We start from the raw sequence: 21,019 nt of genomic DNA, 5'->3' as shown, positions 1-21,019 counted from the left end.
AGGTGTGGACGATGCACTCATGTAGGGCGCACCTCAAGGGTATGGGATGTGGCTGTAAAAAACGGACTCAGCAAAGGTAAGCCTCCTGTTGTGAGCGGGCAGCGAACCACCGATTTAACTTGAACGAACAGTCAAGTTAAACATGGATAGGGGTTTGAGGACTAATCGCAGGGCCGAGTGGTAGGTGTTTCCTACACTAGCTCAAGGAAAGGTATGACGTATGGGGATGACGAAACGTTCAGCGATTGCTGAGTGAAATACGGCTCGAATTTGAGTAGTGCGGCTCAAATTTGGAATGCAGACAAAATGTGCGAGCGGGCTTTCTCGCGAATGCGGCGTGTCAGCCAACACTTCTGGCGACTGATACACCGCATTCGCGAGCAAGCCCGCTCCCACATTGGATCTGTGTGATCGTTAGAGAGGGCGCTGCTCTATTTCTGCGTCCCATCATCATGCTGCAGATTCGCCTGGGTCAGGTTCGCCCCCGCCGGCACACTGCGCGTCAGCCACACATTGCCGCCAATGGTCGAGCCCTTGCCAATCGTAATCCGCCCCAGGATCGTCGCCCCGGCATAGATCACCACATCATCCTCGACAATCGGATGCCGCGGATGGCCTTTCTGCAATTGCCCATCCTCATCCGCCGGGAAACGCTTGGCGCCCAATGTCACGGCCTGGTAGATCCGTACCCGCTCGCCGATGATCGCCGTCTCGCCAATCACCACACCCGTCCCGTGGTCGATAAAGAAGCTCGGGCCGATCTGCGCGCCCGGGTGAATATCAATCCCGGTCGCCGAATGCGCGATTTCCGCGCTGATGCGCGCCAGCAACGGCAAGCCTGCCCGATACAAGTGGTGCGCCAGGCGATGGTGAATCACCGCCAAAATCCCCGGGTAGCACAACAGCACTTCGTCCACGCTGCGCGCCGCCGGGTCGCCGTGGTAGGCGGCGAGCACGTCGGTGTCCAACAGGCTGCGCAAGCCTGGCAACGCCAGGGCGAAATCCTGGATCAGGTGGATGGCATGGGCGTCGACTTCACTGTCATCCTGGCCACCTTGCCGCGCGGCATATCGCAGCTCCAGGCGCGCCTGGGCGAGCAATGCATTCAGCGCCACATCCAGGGTGTGGCCGACGTAGAAGTCTTCACTTTCTTCACGCAGGTCCACCGGCCCCAGACGCATGGGGAACAGCGCACCACACAACGCCTCGAGAATCTGCGCCACGGCTTCCCGTGAAGGCAGCTCGCGCCCGCCCTGCTCGCCGCTGACCCGGCCGTTGCGGGTGCGCCACTGGTCCCGGGCGCTGCGCAGCTGGCTGACGATGGTCTGTAATTGCCAATGACTGGAACGCTCACTCACGGTTTTCACTCCTGACGAAATGCCCATCACTTTACGGCAAGGAACCTGAGCGTCCTTAAGAACCAATAGTGCAATGCTAATAACCCGTCGACATAAGCGATTGGCGGTTGCCGACGCAAAAGTGCCTGCCTATAGTCCCAGCATCTCTGACCACCCGTGCGTAGCCATGATCAAACAACAGCTCGACCGCTTTAACCGTCTGGAACTGCTGGGCGGCGCCACCGCCCTGGAAAAACTCGAGCGGCTGTCGGCCTGGCTGGGGCGTGACGTCTACGTCAAACGCGACGACACCACGCCGCTGGCGATGGGCGGCAACAAGCTGCGCAAACTTGAATACCTCGCCGCCGATGCGCTGGCCCAGGGTGCCGACACCCTGGTGACCGCCGGCGCGATCCAGTCCAACCATGTACGCCAGACCGCTGCGCTGGCCGCCAAGCTGGGCCTGGGCTGCGTTGCCCTGCTGGAAAACCCGACGGGCACCGAAGACCCCAACTACCTGGCCAACGGCAACCGCCTGTTGCTGGAGCTGTTCGACGCCAAGGTCGAGTTGGTGGAGAACCTGGACAACGTCGACGACCAGCTCAACGCCCTCGCCGACCGCCTGCGCAGCAACGGCAAGAAGCCGTACCTGGTGCCCATCGGCGGCTCCAACGCCCTCGGCGCCCTGGGTTACGTGCGCGCCGGGCTGGAGCTGGCCGGGCAGATTGAAGACAGCGGCATCCCGTTCTCCACCGTGGTCCTGGCCTCCGGCAGCGCCGGCACCCACAGCGGCCTGGCCCTGGCCCTGGCCGAAGTGCTGCCCGACCTGCAAGTGATTGGCATCACGGTGTCCCGTACCGACGAAGCCCAGCGCCCCAAGGTGCAGGGCCTGGCCGAACGTACCGCCGAACTGCTCGGCGTGCCGCTGCCGGACGCGTTCAAGGTGATCCTGTGGGACGAGTACTTCGCCCCCCGTTATGGCGAGCCGAGTGCCGGCACGCTGGCGGCGATCAAGCTGGTGGCCAGCCAGGAAGGCCTGCTGCTGGACCCGGTCTACACGGGCAAGGCCATGGCCGGGTTGCTGGATGGCATTGGACGCCAGCGCTTTGAAGAGGGGCCGATCATCTTCCTGCACACGGGTGGCGCACCGGCGTTGTTTGCTTATGATTCGAGCTTTTGATATTCCATAAAGAAATATCAATCTGATTTTATATTATTTTCAAGTCTTAAAAACCGGCTTTATAGTCGCGCCGTAGGCGAGCTTGATGGCGATACGCATGACTGGGCAGATCCAAAACACCGAGTTGATGCAATCGCGGGCAAGCCCGGCTCCCACACACGGCGCTTTTAAGGCAGGATACGACTACCGCGTCACCTGCATCGCTCAACATAAAAAACACAGGGGCTTTTCATGACTATTTCCGTATTCCGTCGCACGTTACTGGTTGGCACATTGGGGCTGGCGCTTGGCGCCGGGTGGCTCGGTCAGGCAGTTGCTGGCGAGCAGTTGGACAACATCAAGAAAGCCGGCGAAATCAAGATTGGCCTGGAAGGCACCTACCCGCCGTTCAGCTTCGTCGACGAAAGCGGCAAGCTCAGCGGTTTCGAGGTCGAGTTGTCTGAAGCGCTGGCCAAGAAGCTGGGCGTCAAGGTCAAGCTGCAAGCCACGCCGTGGGATGGCATCCTCGCCGCCCTGGAATCCAAGCGTCTGGACGCGGTCGTCAACCAGGTGACCATCTCCGATGCGCGCAAGGAAAAGTATGACTTCTCCAAGCCTTACACCGTTTCCGGGATCCAGGCGCTGACCCTGGCGAAGAACGTCGACACCATCAAGACCGCCGACGACCTGGCCGGCAAGAAAATCGGTGTGGGCCTGGGCACCAACTACGAACAATGGCTCAAGGAAAACCAACCGAAAGCCATCGTCAAAACCTACAACGATGACCCAACCAAGTTCCAGGACCTGCGCATCGGCCGTGTCGACGCCATCCTGATCGACCGCCTCGCCGCGCTGGAATACGCCAAGAAAGCCAAGGACACCGCCGCTGCAGGTGCTGCGTTCTCCCGTCAGGAAGCCGGTATTGCCCTGCGCAAAGGCGAGCCTGAACTGCTGGCCGCGGTGAACAAGGCTCTGGACGAACTGCGCGCCGACGGTACCTTGAAGAAGCTGTCCGAGAAGTACTTCAACGCTGACGTTACTCAATAATGGAAGCAGGTTTCCAACTCGCGCTGGACTCCGCGCCCTTTCTGCTCAAGGGCGCGTACTTCACGGTCATCCTTAGCCTCGGCGGGATGTTTTTCGGCTTGCTGCTGGGCTTCGGCCTGGCCTTGATGCGCCTGTCGCGCTTCAAGCTGTTGAGCTGGACCGCCCGCGTCTACGTGTCGTTCTTTCGCGGCACGCCCTTGCTGGTACAGCTGTTCCTGATCTACTACGGCTTGCCGCAAGTGGGCATCGAGCTGGATCCGATCCCGGCGGCCATGATCGGCTTTTCGCTGAACATGGCTGCTTACGCCTGTGAAATCCTGCGTGCCGCCATCGGTTCCATCGAGCGCGGCCAGTGGGAAGCTGCGGCCAGTATCGGCATGACCCGTGCGCAGACCCTGCGCCGGGCCATCCTGCCGCAGGCCATGCGCACGGCCTTGCCGCCGCTGGGCAACAGCTTTATTTCCCTGGTCAAGGACACTGCCCTGGCCGCCACCATCCAGGTGCCGGAGCTGTTCCGCCAGGCGCAATTGGTCTCGGCCCGTACCTTCGAAATTTTCACCATGTATCTGTCCGCCGCCTTGATCTACTGGATTCTTGCCAGCGTCCTGGCACACGTGCAAAACCGCCTGGAAGCACGAGTCAACCGGCATGACCTGGAGTCTTGAAGCATGATCGTGGTTGAAAAACTGACCAAACAATTCAAGGGTCAGGTGGTGCTTAACGGGATCGACCTTGAGGTCAAGGAAGGCGAAGTCGTCGCCATCATCGGCCCCAGCGGTTCCGGCAAGACCACCTTGCTGCGCTGCCTGAATTTCCTCGAAGAACCCACCAGTGGCCGAATCAAGGTCGGTGACATCGAGATCGACAGCAGCCGCCCGCTCAACCAACAGCAAAGCCTGGTGCGGCGCCTGCGCCAGCACGTGGGTTTTGTGTTCCAGAACTTCAACCTGTTCCCGCACCGCACGGCCCTGGAGAACGTCATCGAAGGCCCGGTCGTGGTCAAGAAGATGCCCCGGGCCGCCGCAGATGCCCTGGGCCGCAAGCTATTGGCCCGGGTCGGCCTGGCAGGCAAGGAAGACGCCTACCCACGCCGCCTCTCCGGTGGGCAGCAGCAACGGGTGGCCATTGCCCGGGCCCTGGCGATGGAGCCGGAGGTGATCCTGTTCGATGAGCCGACTTCGGCCCTGGACCCGGAGCTGGTAGGCGAAGTACTGGCGACCATTCGCAGCCTCGCGGAAGAAAACCGCACCATGGTCATCGTGACCCACGAAATGAGTTTCGCCCGGGATGTGGCCAACCGGGTGATCTTCTTCGACAAGGGCGTCATTGTTGAACAAGGCGAAGCCAAGGCGCTGTTTGCCAACCCGAAAGAAGAACGTACCCGGCAGTTTCTCAGCAAGTTCATCAACAACTAACTTGCGCCGATTCATTGTAAGAAGCTTCGCTTTATAGAGTTGCCGAAAGGCAACTCGCCTCTTTAGTTTTTTTGGGGAAACACCCTTTATTCATTGGGTAAAAGTCACCCTGAAGCACGCACTTGCAGCGCCCTCCCGGTAAGACCCTTCTGAATATTCCATAACCCCCTGTTTGCCCCGCCCAGCCTCTTGACGCCAACTAACCAAGCCTCTTATCTAACGCCCAGAGGATTGGATCCATTCTGGTTTTTTATTAAATCGTTTCTTTCGGACTACGTCGCCTGCCCGCGCCTGATGTCCGGAACGATTGCTGCTGGCTGCACCAAGGAGATTATTTATGAAGCGTATTTCCACCCAGGCGCTGCTCACTGCCCCGACCTTGCCCCAGGCCCATCGAGAAGGCATCAATGCCCTCGCTGCGACAAACCTGCAGGTCGATATCGCGCCTTACTGCGGCATGGACGAGGGCGACCTGATCGAGTTGTTCTGGAACAACTGCTTTGCCGCCTCCCGGCGCATCACCGCCGGCAAGATCGGCATGCCCACCAGCCTGCGAGTGCCGGAGAGCTTTGTGCAAAATGGCCCGGCACGGATTCATTACCGGGTCATGCAGGTCGGCCACGGCCCGGCGCGCTCGGCCATCACCCGGGTGCAGGTCAAGACCGACTACCCCGGCGGCATGCCCTCGGCACTGAGCCTTGATGAAAACCAGAACCTGGCCGCCGTCAGCCTGCCCGAGACCATCCGTCGCCATGGCGTCAACAGCAGCCAGATCCGCCGTGGCGTGCCCCTGACCATCGAGCCGTACCTGAACATGGCGACCGATGACGAGATCACCCTGCGCTGGGGTGACGTGCGCCTGGACCTGCCGAGCATCCAGGCTGGCGATGTGGGCAAGGCGGTGCAGGTGTGGGTGCCGTCGGCCATCATTGTCGAGGCTGGGGACGACCATCGCCTCGAAGTGACCTACTGCATTCTCGACCGGGTCGGCAACAATTCAAGCTGGGCGCCAGCCCGCATCCTGCGCATCGCCGCGCTCGCTCCCCAGGCCCCGACCAGCCCCGCCAGGGCCCCGCTGGCCTACCAACCCCGTCGCCCCGGCTCGCCCTGTGAACCGGGGTGACAGACCTTCTATGCATATTCCTAAAAGTTAGTTTATTAAAAAATTTAACACGCTTAGGGTATATGCACCGGACCACCGGACATTCCTGATTTTTTTATCTTTTCAACGGATGTGAGGTAGGTATGGTCAAAATTACCCCGGTGCGTAACGCCAGGGCATTGCGTGCAGCCAAGGAGCGGCGCTGATGTCTAACTTGGCACAAACACCCCCCCAGAGTGATCTGGACGTTGCCCCGCTGTTGTTGCCCGCCAAAGTGCTGCGCAACGACGCCGAGGCCCTGAGCGCCGCCCACGAGCTGGCACAGGCCGCGCGCCTGCAAGCGGCCAGGCGCGATCAGCAACGCAAACTGCCCTGGGCTGAAATCGAACACTTCACCCGCAGCGGCCTGGGCAGTATTTCCATTCCCCGTGAGTACGGCGGCCCGCAGGTGTCCTTCGTGACCCTGGCCGAGGTGTTCGCGATCATCAGCGCGGCCGACCCGGCGCTGGGGCAAATCCCGCAGAACCATTTCGGCATCCTGCACGTGCTGCAAGGTGCGGCCAGCGAGCGCCAGAAAAAGCAGCTGTTCCAGAGCGTTCTGGACGGCTGGCGCATCGGCAACGGCGGCCCGGAACGCGGTACTAAAAACACCCTGGACCTCAAGTCACGCATCACCGCCGAAGGTGACGGCTACGTCGTCAGTGGCCAGAAGTTCTACTCCACTGGCGCGCTGTTCGCCCATTGGGTGGCGGTCAAGGCCTTGAACGATGACGGCAAAGTCGTCATGGCGTTCGTGCGCCGTGGCACCGAAGGCCTGCGCATCGTCGATGACTGGTCCGGCTTTGGCCAACGCACCACCGCCAGCGGCACAGTGCTGCTGGATCAAGTGGCGGTGGACGCCGAACTGGTGGTGGAAACCTGGCGACTCGGCGAAACACCGGGCATCCAGGGAGCAGTCTCGCAATTGATCCAGGCGGCCATCGATGCCGGCATCGCCCGTGGCGCGATCGACGACACCATCAGCTTTGTACGCGAACGCTCGCGGCCATGGATCGACGCCAAGGTCGAACGGGCCAGCGATGACCTGTATGTGATCGCCGATATCGGCAAGCTGAAGATCGAACTGCACGCCGCTGAAGCCCTGCTGCGCAAGGCCGGCCAGGTACTGGACCAAGTCAGCGCCGCGCCGATCACCGCGCAGTCCGCCGCACGCGCCTCGATTGCCGTGGCCGAAGCCAAGGTGCTGACCACCGAGATTTCCCTGCTCGCCAGCGAAAAGCTGTTCGAGCTGGCCGGCAGCCGCGCGACCCTCGCCGAATTCAACCTCGACCGCCACTGGCGCAACGCCCGGGTGCACACCCTGCACGACCCGGTCCGCTGGAAGTACCACGCGGTGGGCGCTTACCACCTCAACGGCACTTTGCCTGCCCGACATTCCTGGATTTAACCGACCAGACCTCTGGAGAAACGCATGACCCTTTCTCATCACGTCGCGGTTATTACCAGCGATGAACAAGCCCTCATTGTCGCCAGCGACCTGGCCGAAGACTTCCGCCGCGACAGCGCCTTGCGTGACCGTGAACGCCGCCTGCCCTTGCCTGAGCTGGACGTGTTTTCCCGCTCCGGCCTGTGGGGCATCAGCGTACCCAAGGAGTTCGGCGGTGCCGGCGTTTCCAACGTCACCCTGGCCAAGGTCACGGCACTGATTGCCCAGGCGGATGCGTCCCTGGGGCAGATCCCGCAAAACCATTTTTATGCCCTCGAAGTGCTGCGGGTGAACGGCAGCCCGGCGCAGAAAAAACGCCTGTACGCCGAAGTGCTCGCCGGCCAGCGCTTCGGCAATGCCCTGGCAGAACTGGGCACCAAGACCGCCCACGACCGCATCACCAAGATCACCCGCGACGGTGACGGTTTCCGTATCACCGGCCGCAAGTTCTACTCGACCGGCGCGATCTACGCCCAACGTATTCCCACGTCAGTGGTGGACGAAAACGGTGTGCAGCAACTGGCCTTTGTCACCCGTGACAGCGAGGGCCTGAGCGTGATCGACGACTGGAGCGGCTTCGGCCAGCGCACCACCGGCAGCGGTTCGGTGGTATTCGATAACGTGTGGGTCGCGGCCCAGGACGTGATCCCGTTCCAGAGTGCCTTCGAACGCCCGACTACTGTCGGCCCGCTGGCGCAGATCCTTCACGCCGCCATCGACACCGGCATTGCCCGCGCAGCCTATGAGGATGCGCTGCACTTCGTGCGCACCAAGACCCGGCCGTGGATCGATGCCACCAGCGACAAGGCCACCGAAGATCCGCTGACCCTGAAAAGCTTCGGCCACTTGAGCATCCGCCTGCACGCCACCGAAGCCCTGCTGGAACGCTCAGGCGAATTCCTCGACCGCGCCCAGGCCGACAGCAATGCCGGCACCGTCGCGGCCGCATCCATCGCGGTCGCCGAAGTGCGCGCCCTCAGCACCGAGATTTCCCTGGCGGCCGGCAGCACCCTGTTCGAACTCGCCGGCAGCCAGGCGACCCTCGCCGAACACGGCCTGGACCGCCACTGGCGCAACGCCCGGGTGCACACCCTGCACGACCCGGTGCGCTGGAAGTACTTTGCTGTGGGCAATTACTACCTCAACGATGAAAACCCGCCACTGCGGGGGACTATCTGATGGCGAAGAAAAAGATCCTGCTCAATGCCTTCAATATGAACTGCATCGGGCACATCAACCATGGCCTGTGGACCCATCCACGGGACAACTCGACCCAGTACAAAACCATCGAGTACTGGACCGAACTGGCGCAGTTGCTGGAACGCGGACTGTTCGACGGGCTGTTCATCGCCGACATCGTCGGCGTGTATGACGTCTACCAGAACTCGGTGGACGTGCCGCTCAAGGAAGCGATCCAGCTGCCGGTCAACGACCCGTTGCTGCTGGTCTCGGCCATGGCGGCGGTGACCAAAAACCTTGGCTTCGGCCTGACCGCCAACCTCACCTACGAACCGCCGTATCTGTTCGCCCGGCGCATGTCGACCCTCGACCACCTGAGCCGTGGCCGGGTGGGCTGGAACATCGTCACCGGCTACCTCGACAGCGCCGCCAAGGCCATGGGCCTGACCGAGCAGGTCGAGCACGACCGGCGCTACGACCAGGCCGACGAATACCTGGAGGTGCTCTACAAACTCTGGGAAGGCAGCTGGGAAAACGACGCGGTGATCAACGATCCGCAGGCGCGGGTGTATGCCCAGCCGGAGAAGGTGCACAAGGTCGAGCACAAGGGCGAGTTCTATCAGGTGGAGGGTTATCACCTGTGCGAGCCGTCGCCGCAACGCACGCCGGTGCTGTTCCAGGCGGGCAGCTCCGACCGTGGGCTGCTGTTTGCCGGGCGCCACGCCGAGTGCGTGTTCATCAGCGGGCAGAACAAGGCCTCGACCAAGATCCAGGTGGACAAGGTGCGCGCCAGCGCCGTGGAAGCCGGGCGCAACCCGGACGATATCAAGGTGTTCATGGGCCTGAACGTGATTGTCGGCGCCACCGAAGAAGCCGCATGGGCCAAGCACGCCGAGTACCTGAGCTACGCCAGTGCGGAAGCCGGCGTGGCGCATTTCTCGGCCTCTACGGCGATTGATTTTTCACAGTACGAAATCGACGAACCGATCCAGTACGTGAAGAGCAACGCCATCCAGTCCGCGACCAAGAACCTGCAGAACAATGACTGGACCCGGCGCAAGTTGCTTGAGCAGCACGCCCTGGGCGGGCGCTACATCACCCTGGTGGGTTCGCCGGCACAGGTGGCGGATGAACTTGAATCATGGATCAGCGAAACCGGCCTGGATGGCTTCAACCTGACGCGCATCGTCACCCCGGAAAGCTACGTCGACTTCATCGAACTGGTGGTGCCGGAGCTGCAGCGCCGGGGCTCGTACAAGACCGCGTATGAGACCGGGACGTTGCGGGAGAAAGTCTTCCACCACTCGGCGCACTTACCTGAACAACACACCGGCTCCACCTACCGCCACTGAACCAAAATGTGGGAGCGGGCTTGCTCGCGAAAGCGCTGTATCAGTCGCCGGATGCATTCACTGACACACCGCTTTCGCGAGCAAGCCCGCTCCCACAGTTGACCGAGTTGTTTGCACTCACACCTTATGACTGGAAATCCACTATGAAAAAAACATTGCTCAGCCACCCAGTCAAAGCACTGGCTCTCGCCCTCGGATTGTTCAGCTCGGCGGTATTCGCCGCTGACGCACCGTTGAAAGTCGGCACCACCGCCGCCTTCGCCATTCCCCTGGAAGCCGCCGTCGAAGAGGCCGGCAAACAGGGTTTGAAAGTCGAACTGGTGGAATTCACCGACTGGATCGCACCCAACGTCAGCCTGGCAGCCGGCGATATCGACGTGAACTACTTCCAGCACATCCCGTTTTTGGAAAACGCCAAGGCCGCTGCGGGCTTTGACCTGGTGCCGTACGCGCCGGGCATCATCAACAACGTCGGCCTGTATTCGAAGAAGTACAAGAGCATCAACGACCTGCCCCAGGGCGCAAGCGTGGCGATTGCCAACGACCCGATCAACAGTGGTCGCGGCCTGCAACTGCTGGCCAAGGCCGGCTTGATCACGTTCAAGCCGGGCGTGGGCTACAAGGCCACTGAAGAAGACATCGTCACCAACCCGAAGAAGATCAAGATCCTGCAAGTCGAAGCCGTGCAACTGGTGCGCGCTTATGACGACGCCGACCTGGTGCAGGGCTACCCGGCGTATATCCGCCTGTCCAAGACCTTCGATGCCGAGTCGGCGCTGCTGTTCGACGGCCTCGACCATCCGGAATACGTGATCCAGTTCGTGGTCCAGCCCAAGAGCAAAACCGACCCGCGGGTGATCAAGTTCGTCGACATCTACCAGCACTCGCCGGTGGTGCGCGCCGCGTTGGATAAATCCCTTGGCAAGCTCTACCAAGTGGGCTGGGAAGATAAAAAATGACCGCCGCCCACTCTCAACTGCGCGACCTGGGCTTGCCGCCCAGGGACGCCGAACAGACAGAACTGCACCCGGACCTGAACCGCGCGCACGTGCGCTTTATCAACCTGGGCAAGACCTATGACGGCCAATCCGTGCCCGCCCTGCAAGGCATCGACCTGGCGATCCAGCGCGGCGAAGTCTTCGGCATCATCGGCCGCAGCGGCGCCGGCAAGTCGTCGCTGATCCGCACCATCAACCGCCTGGAACAACCGAGCAGCGGCCGGGTATTGATTGACCAGGTGGACATCGGCGACTTCGACGAAGACCGCCTGGTCGCCCTGCGCCGACGCATCGGCATGATCTTCCAGCACTTCAACCTGATGTCGGCCAAGACCGTGTGGCAGAACGTCGAACTGCCGTTGAAAGTCGCAGGCGTGCCCAAGGAGCAGCGCGAGAAGAAGGTTCGTGAACTGCTGGAATTGGTCGGCTTGCAGGATAAGCACAAGGCTTACCCGGCGCAGCTGTCCGGCGGGCAGAAACAGCGGGTGGGCATCGCCCGCTCACTGGTGCATGACCCACAGATTCTGTTGTGCGATGAAGCCACTTCGGCGCTCGACCCTGAGACGACGCAATCCATCCTCGGCCTGCTGCGGGAGATCAACAAACGCCTGGGCCTGACCATCGTGCTGATCACCCACGAAATGGCCGTGATTCGCGAAATCTGCGACCGCGTGGTGGTGCTGGAACACGGCCATGTGGTCGAGCAAGGTCCGGTGTGGGAAGTGTTCGGCAACCCGCAGCATGAGGTCAGTAAAACCCTGCTGGCGCCACTGCAACATGGCCTGCCTGAAGAGTTGCAAAGCCGCCTGCAGGCCAATCCGACCTCAAAGGACGCCGCCGTGGTGCTGCGCTTGCAACTGACTGGCAGTGCCGAAGACGAACCCGATCTTGCTGCGTTGTTCAGCGCCCTCGGCGGGCGCGTGCGCTTGCTGCAAGGCGGTGTGGAACGCATCCAGGGCCACGCCTTGGGGCAATTGCTGCTGGCGGTGAGCGGCTCGTCCCTGACCGCCGAAGAACTGCGCAGCCGCGCCGGGCGCTGGGCACAACAGGTGGAGGTGCTGGGCTATGTGGTTTGATCGTTTATTGCAGGGCGCCATCGACACACTGTTGATGGTCGGAGTGTCGTCGTTGATTGCATTGCTGGTGGGGATTCCGCTGGCGGTGTTTCTGGTGACCAGCGACAAGGGCGGCATCTATCAGGCGCCTGCCTTGAATCGGGTGCTGGGGGCGTTCGTTAACCTGTTCCGCTCGATCCCGTTTTTGATTTTGATGGTGGCGCTGATTCCGTTCACCCGGTTGATCGTCGGCACCACCTATGGCGTGTGGGCGGCGGTGGTGCCGTTGACCATCGCGGCCACGCCGTTCTTTGCGCGGATCGCCGAAGTCAGCTTGCGCGAAGTCGATCACGGCTTGATCGAAGCGGCGCAAGCCATGGGTTGCCGGCGCTGGCATATCGTCTGGCATGTGCTGCTGCCGGAGGCGCTGCCGGGGATTGTCGGCGGGTTCACGATTACCCTGGTGACGATGATCAACTCCTCGGCCATGGCCGGCGCAATTGGCGCCGGTGGGCTGGGGGATATTGCCTATCGCTATGGCTATCAGCGTTTTGACACGCAGATCATGCTCACCGTGATTGTGCTGCTGGTGATCCTGGTAGCCGTGATTCAGTTGGGCGGCGATCGGTTGGCCAGGGTTCTGAACAAGAGGTGAGGTATAGTCGGGCCATCTCAGCGCCCGGTATAACCTGCCATGAAACTTGCCCCCGACGACCTCGACCAGATCACCTCCACCACCCTTGGCCACTACAACAAAGTGGCCGAGGATTTTCGTGAAGGCACCCGCGATCACGATGTGAGCCAGAACATTGATGCGTTGCTGCGGCATATCCAGGGCGACGCACCGTTTACCGTGCTGGATTTCGGCTGCGGGCCGGGGCGGGATTTGCAGACGTTTACCCGCATGGGCCACATCGCGGTGGGGCTCGATGGTTCGGAGCGCTTTGCACAGATGGCCCGGGAAGACAGCGGCTGTGAAGTGCTGCAACAGGACTTCCTGAAGCTGGGTTTGCCAGCCGGCCGTTTCGACGGGATCTTCGCCAATGCGGTGCTGTTTCATATTCCCAAGCAGGAACTGCCGCGCATTCTTGGGCAGTTGCATGGGGCGTTGAAGGTCGGTGGAGTGTTGTTCAGCTCAAACCCTCGGGGTGAAAACCAGGAGGGCTGGAATGGGCCACGGTATGGCTCGTATCACGACTTGCAGGCGTGGCAGGAATTGCTGACGGCTGCGGGGTTTGTGGAGCTGGAGCATTACTACCGGCCAGCGGGATTGCCTCGGGAACAACAGCCGTGGCTGGCGAGTGTGTGGCGCAAGCTGTAGGTCTTTGTTGTTTGGGCTTGCTCGCGAAGGACTCACAGCCGCCACTCATCCACCTGATACACCACAGCCTGGGCGCCAGGCACAAAAGCCGTAATACGCCCCTCAGCAAAATTCGCCACCAACCGCGTTTCATCGGCAAACGTGGTCTGCTGCACCTGTTTATCTTCCGTCAGCCAGCGAAAATCCGTCATGGCCTGAGTCGCCAACCGCTCATGCAGCGGCCGAAAGAACGCGTCCTGGCGCTGAATCACCGGCAAGCGCTGCTTCACCGTCGCCGCACTCAGGTGATACAGCGGCGGCACGTTGTAGAGCAGTTGCGTCAGCTCGTTTTCGGCCCGCACGTTGCTCAGTTTCAGGCTGTCGAACAGCCAATGGTGGGTGGTGATCACCGAGCCATGGAACACCGCCTGATACAGCGGCAGGCGCATCGTCGGGTCAAAGTAGACCGTGCGAAACGGCTCTTTCAACGGCACCGACTTGAAGAACACCGCCGGCTGTTCCGGCGGGTACCAAGCCCCGACGTAATACGGCGACTGCTTGTCCTTGGTCATCTCCCGATCACCCCAGCCCAGCACCGGCGTTTGCATGCCGTGGGCAAACAGGATGCCTCGGGCGGTGATCGCGTTGCCGTCCTCGGAACCTGCCGGCAACTTCAGCGCCGTATTGATCCAGCGGGCCGCATCGATATTGCCTTCGGCGTTTTGTGCCTGGGTCATGCTCGCACCCGTGCGATAGCTGTCGAACAACATGCTGGTGGCATAGGCGTCGAGGAACCAGGCGTTGAACCCGGACTTGGCCTGCACCGCCTTGATCCGCGCCTCCAGCAACGGCCGCACGCAGCGCGGGTCGGTGTAGTGGCCGGACTTCTGGAAGCCTGTCTTGAGCTGGCCGCCCTTCAACACGATCGCGCACTCGCCATAGGCCTTGCTGCCCAGGTGCGCGGTGGTCCAGTCGGGATTTTCAGTGGCAGACAGTGCCGTTTCATAAGAGTCGTAGGGCGCCATCAGGTAACCGGCTTCGACCCCGGTCTTCACCGCCTCAGGATGCCAGAGCCCGCCTTCCCAGCCTTCGCCCTGGGTCACCAACAAGCGTTTGAGGCCAGCGCCTTTCAATGCATTGGTGACCGACAAGGTATTGCCCCAGGTCTCGGGCGTTGCGCTCAAGGCACCGGCAAAAGCCACGGCCAACTCGCGACGCAGCGCACCATAGCCATCAGCGAGTTGGGTCATATTCGGCTCGGTGGAGGGCTGCCAGCTTTGCCGGGCCTTTGTGTTGATCGCCGCGTTCAGGCCGCGCAGCAGGACAGCCTGCTCATACGGTTGCTTGACCTGCCGAACCTGCGCAGCCTCTTTGTCCAGCAAGCCATTCAATTCAGCCGCCAAGCCTTTGCCGCTGCGTAGCAGCTTGAGCAGTTGCGGCCAGTCGCGCACATCCCCCGGAGCCAGCAGATCATTGCCCCACAGGTAGATATGGCTGGCGCCCAGCAGCTTTTCCGCTTCCGGGGTTTGCCGCAACTTGTCCGCCAACGGTTCAAACAGCCCCTGCTCCACCAGCCACTGGTGATAACGCTTGGCGCCGGCCAGCGGGTCGCTTTCGCCCAGGTGCAACAGAACGGTCATCGGTGCCGCGGGGTCCAGCGTGGTGAATTCATGGAAGGCGGACAACGCCAGTCCTTTGCCGTCGGCCTGCCAGTGCAGACGGTTGTTGTAAGGATTGGTCATCAGCCAGTTGAGGGTAAACGCGCCGTGATCCACGCCCCACAGCGGCAAGCTGAGGTCCTGGGTGGTGTTGACGTCGCCCTGTTCCAGCAGGAAGTCCTGCCACACACCATTGCCCGCCGGCACGTAATGCCCTTCGGCCAGGGGCCAGATCAGGCCCTTGCCCATGGCGCTGGCGGGTTGGCGCAGGATCGCCAACTCACCGGCATCACGGGCGGTAATCGTCAGGGCAAGATCCCGTTGCTCGAGGGTGGCGCTCAGGCGATAGGCGCCATCGTCCCATTGCCAACTGGCCTGACGGGTGCTTTGGGAGAGCTGGTTGACCCTGTGCGCAGGGCCTCCGCTTGAAGCCTGCACGGCGGTCTTGTCGCTGGGGATAACGTGGATCGCAAGGGTCGCCGGGTCGATCTCAACCCGCCACAGGGCGTTCTCCAGCACCGTGCCGGCAAGGGCCACGGGCGACAGTAACAAGCTACAAACCAGCAGGAAACAACGCATGGGGCAGGCCTTGGCAAAGGATCAGGCCCGGAGGGTAAAACAATTGATCGGGTGCGAAGGGCAAAAAAATGTTTCAGGGAACATTCCCACGTCCGTGTAGGAATGTCACCGCTGTGGCCGTCAGGCTTGTTCTTTCTTCGGCTCGCGAATCTTGTACCAGGCCACGTACAGCGCCGGCAGGAACAGCAGCGTGAGCAAGGTGGCGATGATGATCCCGCCGATCATCGCGTAGGCCATCGGGCCCCAGAACACTTCACGGGCGATAGGGATCATGCCCAGGCTGGCCGCTGCTGCGGTCAGCAGGATCGGCCGGCGCCGGTGTTCGGTGGCTTCCACCACCGCGTCCCACGGCGTGTAGCCGTCGCGCTCGTAGGCGTCGATCTGCGTCACCAGGATCACCGAGTTACGGATGATGATGCCGATCAGCGCAAGGATCCCCAGAATCGCCACAAAGCCCATGGGCGTGCCCGTGGGAATCAGCGCCAACACCACGCCAATCAGCCCCAGCGGCGCCACGCTGGCCACCAGGAACATCTTCTGCACGCTGTGCAGCTGGATCATCAGGAAGGTCGCCATCAGGAACAGCATCAACGGCACTACCTTGGCAATCGGGCCCTGGGCCTTGCCGCTTTCTTCCACGGTGCCGCCGGTGGCGACCTTGTAGCCCACCGGCAACCCAGCACTGAACTTGTCGATGTCCGGCTTGAGCTGTTTCACCAGGTCGGTCGGCTGCATGTCGTCGCGCACCGCCGCCTTGATGGTGATGGTCGGCTTGCGGTCGCGACGCCATACCAACGGCTGTTCCAGCTCATAACGCACGGTGGCGAACGCCAGCAGCGGAATCGAGGTGCCGTTGGGCGTGACGATCTGCAGGTTCTGCAAGGTTTCCGGCGTACCGCGTTCGGCATCTTCGGCGCGGCCGACCACGTTGATCAGGTAGATATCGTCATGCACCTGGGTCACCGACGCACCGCTGACCACGCTGTTCATCAACTGCGCCACGTCTTCCGACGACAGCCCCAGTTGCCGCGCCTTGTCCTGGGCGATGTCCACCCGCAGGACTTTGCCCGGCTCGTTCCAGTCGTAGATGATCTCGCCCATGTGGGTATTTTTATCGAGCATCGTCGCCAGTTCGATCGCGTGTTTGCGCACCTGGTCGATGTCCTTGCCAGACACCCGGTACTGGATCGGACGCCCCACCGGCGGGCCCATTTCCAGCGGCTGCACAAAGCTGCCCACGCCGACAAAATCTTCCCGCAGGCGTTTTTGCAGGCGCGCAATCAAGGCGCCGCGCTCTTCCAGGCCCTTGCTGACGATCACCAGTTGCGCGTAGTACGGGTTCTCCAGTTGCTGGTCCAGCGGCAGGTAGAAACGGATCGCGCCCTGGCCGATATAGGTGCTCCAGCGGGCGATGTCCGGGTCGTCCTTGATGATCGCCTCAAGACGGTCGACGGCCTTGCGGGTCTCGTTGATCGAGGCGTTTTGCGGCAGGTTGAGGTCGACGAGAATTTCCGGACGGTCCGAAGACGGGAAAAACTGGTTCTGCACAAACTGCATGGAAAACACCGACGCCACAAACAACAGCACGGTGATGCCGATGGCCCACCAGCGATTGCGCATGGCCCACAACATGCCACCATTGAACGCCCGGCCCACTCGGCCGGGCTCGGCATTGTGGGGTTTTACCTTGCTGCTGAGGATGTGCACGCCCAGCACCGGCGCGAACAATACCGCGACCACCCACGACACCAGCATCGCCACGGCAATCACCGCGAACAGCGTGAAGGTGTACTCCCCCGCCGAACTGGCGTTGAGGCCAATCGGCACAAACCCGGCGACGGTCACCAGCGTACCGGTCAACATCGGGAACGCGGTGGAGGTGTAGGCGAACGTCGCCGCCTGCTCCTTGGTCTCGCCTTTTTCCAGGCGCGTGATCATCATCTCCACGGTGATCATCGCGTCGTCCACCAACAGGCCGAGGGCGATGATCAACGCGCCCAGCGACACCCGCTGCATGGTGATGCCGCTGTATTCCATGAACACGAACACCAGCGCCAGCACCAGCGGGATCGAGCACGCCACCACCAACCCGGCACGCACGCCGAGGCTGATAAAGCTCACCACCAGCACGATGATCACCGCCTCGAACAACGCGCTGGTAAAGCCGCCGACGGCCTCCTCCACCACTTCGGCCTGGTCGGAAACCTTGTGCACGCCCACACCCACTGGCAGGTCGGCGGTCAGGTCGTCCATGCGTTTGTGCAGGGCCTTGCCGAAGTCCTGGATGTTGCCGCCCTTCTGCATGGCGATGGCCAAGCCGATGGCGGGCTTGCCGTTGAAGCGGAACATCGGCGTCGACGGGTCGACATAGCCACGGGTGATTTCCGCCACGTCGGCCAGCCGATAGAAACGGTCATTGAGCCGCAGGTTGACGTTGGCCAGGTCCTTCTCCGAGGCGAACTGCCCGGAAGTGCGCACCGAAATCCGCTCCGGCCCGGCCTCGATCACCCCAGCCGGGGTCACGGCGTTCTGCGATTGCAGGCTCTGCACCACCTGGCGCTGATCGATCCCCAGCGCTGCGAGTTTGCGAGTGGAGAAATTCAGGTAAATCACTTCGTCCTGCTGGCCGATCATCTCGACCTTGCCCAGCCCCGGTACCGAACGAATTTCGGCGCGCACTTGCTCCACGTAATCGCGCAGCTGGCGCATCGACAGGCCGTCGGCGGTAAACGCGTACACCGAGCCGAACACATCCCCGAACTCGTCGTTGAACGCCGGCCCCTGCAAGCCTTGGGGGAAGCTGCCGCGAATATCGTCGATCTTCTTGCGGACCTGGTACCAGATCTGCGGGATGTCCTTGGCGCTGGTGGTGTCCCGCAGGAACACGAACACCGTGGACTCGCCGGGCCGGGTGTAGCTCTTCACGTAGTCGAGGGAGTCCAGCTCTTCGAGTTTTTTCTCGATGCGGTCGGTGACCTGCTTGAGGGTTTCTTCCTGGGTCGCGCCCGGCCAGCGGGTCTGGATCACCATGGTCTTGATGGTGAACGACGGGTCTTCCTCGCGACCGAGGTTCATGTACGAGAACACGCCCATCAGCAGCGCGACGAACATCAGGTACCAGACGAAGGACTGATGCTTGAGGGCCCAGTCGGATAAGTTGAAGCTCCCTTTCATCGCGGGCTGTCCTCGTCGATTTTGACTTTTTGCCCGGGCTTCAGGCTGTTCACGCCGGCACTCACCACCCGCTCGCCGGGTTTGACGCCTGCGTTGAGCAAGGCGCTGTCGGCGTCGCGGCTGACGATGGTGACGTCTCGGGGCTGTACGGTCTGGCTTTGGGTGTCGATGACCCAGATGCGGGTCTTGCCGTCGGCTTCCTGCAAGGCGCTGAGGGGCAATTCGATACGCGGCGCGATGGCTGAACTCAGGGTCACGCTGATGGCGGTGCCAAGGCGGAACGCGGGCGGTGTTTCCGCCAGGGTCAGGCGGGCGCGACGGGTGCGCGTGGCGCTTTGGGCCTGGGGTTCGATCTCGCGCACGGTGGCGGTGGTGCTGACCGTGGGGTCCATCTGCCCGGCGACCAGGAACACCACATCCGGCGGCAGGCGCTCGGCGAGGCCGGCGGGCAAGTCGATGACGGCTTCCTTGATGTCCGGTCGTGCCAGGGTCACCACTTGCTGCCCGGCGCTGACCACCTGGCCGGCCTCGGCATTCCAGGCGGTGACGATGCCTGCATGGTCGGTGCGCAGTTCGGCGTAGTTGAGCTGGTCCTTGGCCTGGTTGACCGAGGCCCTGGCCTGATCCAGGGAAGCCTGGGTGGTTTTCAGGTTGGTCTGGGCGATGTCCAGCTGGGCCTGGGCGCCGACGCCACGGTTGAACAATTCCTGCTGGCGACGGGCATTGGCCTGGGCGTTGATCCACTGTGCCTGGACCCGGGCCAGGTCGCCCTGGGCGGCGCGCAACTGGTTCTGTTGATCGGTGGGGTCGAGCACGGCGAGCAACGCGCCCTGCTGCACTTCAGCGCCCACGTCGACCGCGCGCCGGGCGATACGGCCTGGCACACGAAAACCGAGATTGCTTTCGTAGCGGGCCTGGATCGTGCCGGCGAAGCGGCCGAGGTTTTCCTGGTCCTCGGCTTTCACTTCAATCGACAGCACCGGGCGCACCGGTTCCGGTGCCGGTTCTTCCTTGGAACACGCCATCAACAGCAGGCTGGCGGCGAGCACACACGTCAACTGCTTCATGGCTGCACTCCCTGGGCCTGGGCCTGATCCGGCGGCTGGGCGATTTCCACGATCATGCCGGGATGCAGCAATTGCCCGCCGGCCACCACGACTTTTTCGCCGCCCTTGAGGCCGTCGCTGATGATCACCTTGCCGGTGAGATAACGCGCGACCGTGACCTTGTGCAGTTGCGCCTTGCCGTCGTCGTCCACCAGCCAGACAGCCGGCGCACTGATGTCTTTGGTCAAGGCAGCCCACGGCAATTCGATGCTGGCCTTGGCCGGCCCGTTGGCGGTGGCGCTGACCACCGAGCCCAGTTGCATGCCCTTGGGCAGCGCGTCGAGGGCGATTTTGACTTGCACCGTGCCGGTATTGGCGGCAACGGCCGGGGTGACTTCGCGCACCTTGCCCACGGCGGTGATCTGCGGGTTTTCCAGCAGGCTGACGGTAATCGGCTTGTCCGGCGGCGGCTCCACCAGCAGCGATTCATAGACGTTGAACACCGCGTCGCGCTCGCCATCCCGGGCCAGGCTGAAAATCGGCACGGTGGCCTGCACCACCTGGCCCACCTCGGCCTGGCGGGCGGTGATGATGCCCGGCGCGTCGGCGACCAGCGAGGTGTAGCCCAACTGCTCGCGGGCATTGGCCAACTGCGCCTGGGCGGCGGTCAGCGCGCTCTGGCTGCTGCGCAACGCGGCCTGGGCAGAGTCGTATTCGCTGCGGCTGGTGTAGCCCTTGGGCAAGAGTTTTTCCTGGCGCACAAACGCGGCGGCGGTCTGTTTGACCCGCGCCTGCTCGGCGACCACCTGGGCCTGGGCGGAGTCGACATTGGTCTGCAAATCTTTCGGATCGAGCTTGGCCAGCACCTGCTTGGCGCTGACGCGGTCGCCGACATCCACCATGCGCTGGATGATCTTGCCGCCGACGCGGAACGACAGATCGGTCTGCACCCGGGCCTGGATATCGCCGGTCAAGGTCACGGCGGCGGCAAAGTCGGTGGACTTCACCGTCTGCACAAACACCCGGGAATGTTCCTTGGGTTCGGCTTTTTCCTGGCCGCAACCGCTCAGCAGCGCCAGCAGGCCAAGGCCGAGGATAAATGTGAGTTTGGGACCGCCCATGCAGGCTCCTT

Annotated in this window: 17 protein-coding genes; 12 read left to right on the top strand and 5 right to left on the bottom strand. The window is 62.2% G+C overall.

The genetic code is table 11. The features are described 5' to 3' along the window. Positions 1 to 431: 431 nt before the first annotated feature. Entirely contained in the window at positions 432 to 1,358 is a 927-nt protein-coding gene (epsC, locus tag JV201_RS01105; RefSeq protein WP_003211862.1) for a serine O-acetyltransferase EpsC, read from the bottom strand. A 166-nt stretch (positions 1,359 to 1,524) separates the two neighbouring features. On the opposite strand from epsC, the gene JV201_RS01100 reads away from it, so the two are divergent. The 12 genes from JV201_RS01100 to JV201_RS01045 all read left to right on the top strand — a co-directional run bounded on the left by JV201_RS01100 (position 1,525) and on the right by JV201_RS01045 (position 13,451). Then, positions 1,525 to 2,517: a D-cysteine desulfhydrase gene (locus JV201_RS01100; RefSeq protein WP_003211860.1), complete on the top strand. Its 993-nt coding sequence runs from the start codon at positions 1,525 to 1,527 to the stop codon at positions 2,515 to 2,517. A 231-nt stretch (positions 2,518 to 2,748) separates the two neighbouring features. Beyond that, a complete protein-coding gene (gene tcyJ / locus JV201_RS01095; RefSeq protein WP_003211859.1) occupies positions 2,749 to 3,543 on the top strand; it encodes a cystine ABC transporter substrate-binding protein in 795 nt (264 codons plus the stop codon). After that, the gene (gene tcyL, locus JV201_RS01090; protein WP_003211857.1) at positions 3,543 to 4,208 is read left to right on the top strand and encodes a cystine ABC transporter permease; all 666 of its coding nucleotides are present in this window, start codon (positions 3,543 to 3,545) and stop codon (positions 4,206 to 4,208) included. Before tcyJ ends, tcyL begins: the two co-directional genes overlap by 1 nt. A 3-nt stretch (positions 4,209 to 4,211) precedes the next feature. Beyond that, the gene (tcyN, locus tag JV201_RS01085) at positions 4,212 to 4,958 is read left to right on the top strand and encodes an L-cystine ABC transporter ATP-binding protein TcyN (protein ID WP_219406395.1); all 747 of its coding nucleotides are present in this window, start codon (positions 4,212 to 4,214) and stop codon (positions 4,956 to 4,958) included. A gap of 337 nt (positions 4,959 to 5,295) precedes the next feature. Continuing rightward, positions 5,296 to 6,081 (top strand): hypothetical protein, encoded by a 786-nt coding sequence (locus JV201_RS01080; protein ID WP_003211852.1) that lies wholly within the window; start codon positions 5,296 to 5,298, stop codon positions 6,079 to 6,081. A gap of 184 nt (positions 6,082 to 6,265) precedes the next feature. Continuing rightward, entirely contained in the window at positions 6,266 to 7,507 is a 1,242-nt protein-coding gene (locus tag JV201_RS01075) for an SfnB family sulfur acquisition oxidoreductase (RefSeq protein ID WP_008435817.1), read from the top strand. Between the two features lie 24 nt (positions 7,508 to 7,531). Beyond that, positions 7,532 to 8,725 (top strand): SfnB family sulfur acquisition oxidoreductase, encoded by a 1,194-nt coding sequence (locus JV201_RS01070; protein ID WP_219406394.1) that lies wholly within the window; start codon positions 7,532 to 7,534, stop codon positions 8,723 to 8,725. Then, positions 8,725 to 10,077 carry an LLM class flavin-dependent oxidoreductase gene (locus tag JV201_RS01065; protein ID WP_003211846.1) on the top strand — a complete coding sequence of 451 codons (1,353 nt, stop codon included), beginning with the start codon at positions 8,725 to 8,727 and terminating at the stop codon, positions 10,075 to 10,077. Before JV201_RS01070 ends, JV201_RS01065 begins: the two co-directional genes overlap by 1 nt. A 143-nt stretch (positions 10,078 to 10,220) precedes the next feature. Further along, the gene (locus JV201_RS01060) at positions 10,221 to 11,036 is read left to right on the top strand and encodes a MetQ/NlpA family ABC transporter substrate-binding protein (protein WP_219406393.1); all 816 of its coding nucleotides are present in this window, start codon (positions 10,221 to 10,223) and stop codon (positions 11,034 to 11,036) included. After that, positions 11,033 to 12,151, top strand: a complete 1,119-nt coding sequence (locus tag JV201_RS01055; RefSeq protein ID WP_003211842.1) for a methionine ABC transporter ATP-binding protein — start codon at positions 11,033 to 11,035, stop codon at positions 12,149 to 12,151. The genes JV201_RS01060 and JV201_RS01055 overlap by 4 nt, the downstream gene beginning before the upstream one ends. Further along, the gene (locus JV201_RS01050; protein ID WP_003211840.1) at positions 12,141 to 12,785 is read left to right on the top strand and encodes a methionine ABC transporter permease; all 645 of its coding nucleotides are present in this window, start codon (positions 12,141 to 12,143) and stop codon (positions 12,783 to 12,785) included. Before JV201_RS01055 ends, JV201_RS01050 begins: the two co-directional genes overlap by 11 nt. A gap of 39 nt (positions 12,786 to 12,824) precedes the next feature. Next, positions 12,825 to 13,451 (top strand): bifunctional 2-polyprenyl-6-hydroxyphenol methylase/3-demethylubiquinol 3-O-methyltransferase UbiG, encoded by a 627-nt coding sequence (locus tag JV201_RS01045; protein ID WP_219406392.1) that lies wholly within the window; start codon positions 12,825 to 12,827, stop codon positions 13,449 to 13,451. Positions 13,452 to 13,483: 32 nt separating this feature from the next. Here JV201_RS01045 and JV201_RS01040 read toward each other — a convergent pair whose 3' ends face one another. From JV201_RS01040 to JV201_RS01025, 4 genes are all read right to left on the bottom strand, one after another. Further along, the gene (locus JV201_RS01040; protein ID WP_219406391.1) at positions 13,484 to 15,667 is read right to left on the bottom strand and encodes a glycoside hydrolase; all 2,184 of its coding nucleotides are present in this window, start codon (positions 15,665 to 15,667) and stop codon (positions 13,484 to 13,486) included. A 120-nt stretch (positions 15,668 to 15,787) separates the two neighbouring features. Next, positions 15,788 to 18,841 (bottom strand): efflux RND transporter permease subunit, encoded by a 3,054-nt coding sequence (locus JV201_RS01035; RefSeq protein WP_087692737.1) that lies wholly within the window; start codon positions 18,839 to 18,841, stop codon positions 15,788 to 15,790. Next, positions 18,838 to 19,908, bottom strand: coding sequence for an efflux RND transporter periplasmic adaptor subunit (locus JV201_RS01030; RefSeq protein ID WP_219406390.1), 1,071 nt, complete (start codon positions 19,906 to 19,908; stop codon positions 18,838 to 18,840). Before JV201_RS01030 ends, JV201_RS01035 begins: the two co-directional genes overlap by 4 nt. Next, entirely contained in the window at positions 19,905 to 21,008 is a 1,104-nt protein-coding gene (locus JV201_RS01025; RefSeq protein WP_003211832.1) for an efflux RND transporter periplasmic adaptor subunit, read from the bottom strand. Before JV201_RS01025 ends, JV201_RS01030 begins: the two co-directional genes overlap by 4 nt. Positions 21,009 to 21,019: the final 11 nt, after the last annotated feature.

The organism is Pseudomonas sp. Colony2 (genome assembly GCF_019382755.1).
Lineage (GTDB): Bacteria > Pseudomonadota > Gammaproteobacteria > Pseudomonadales > Pseudomonadaceae > Aquipseudomonas.
Note: the sequence above shows the minus strand (reverse complement) of the source record. Positions and strands in the feature narration are given on the sequence as shown.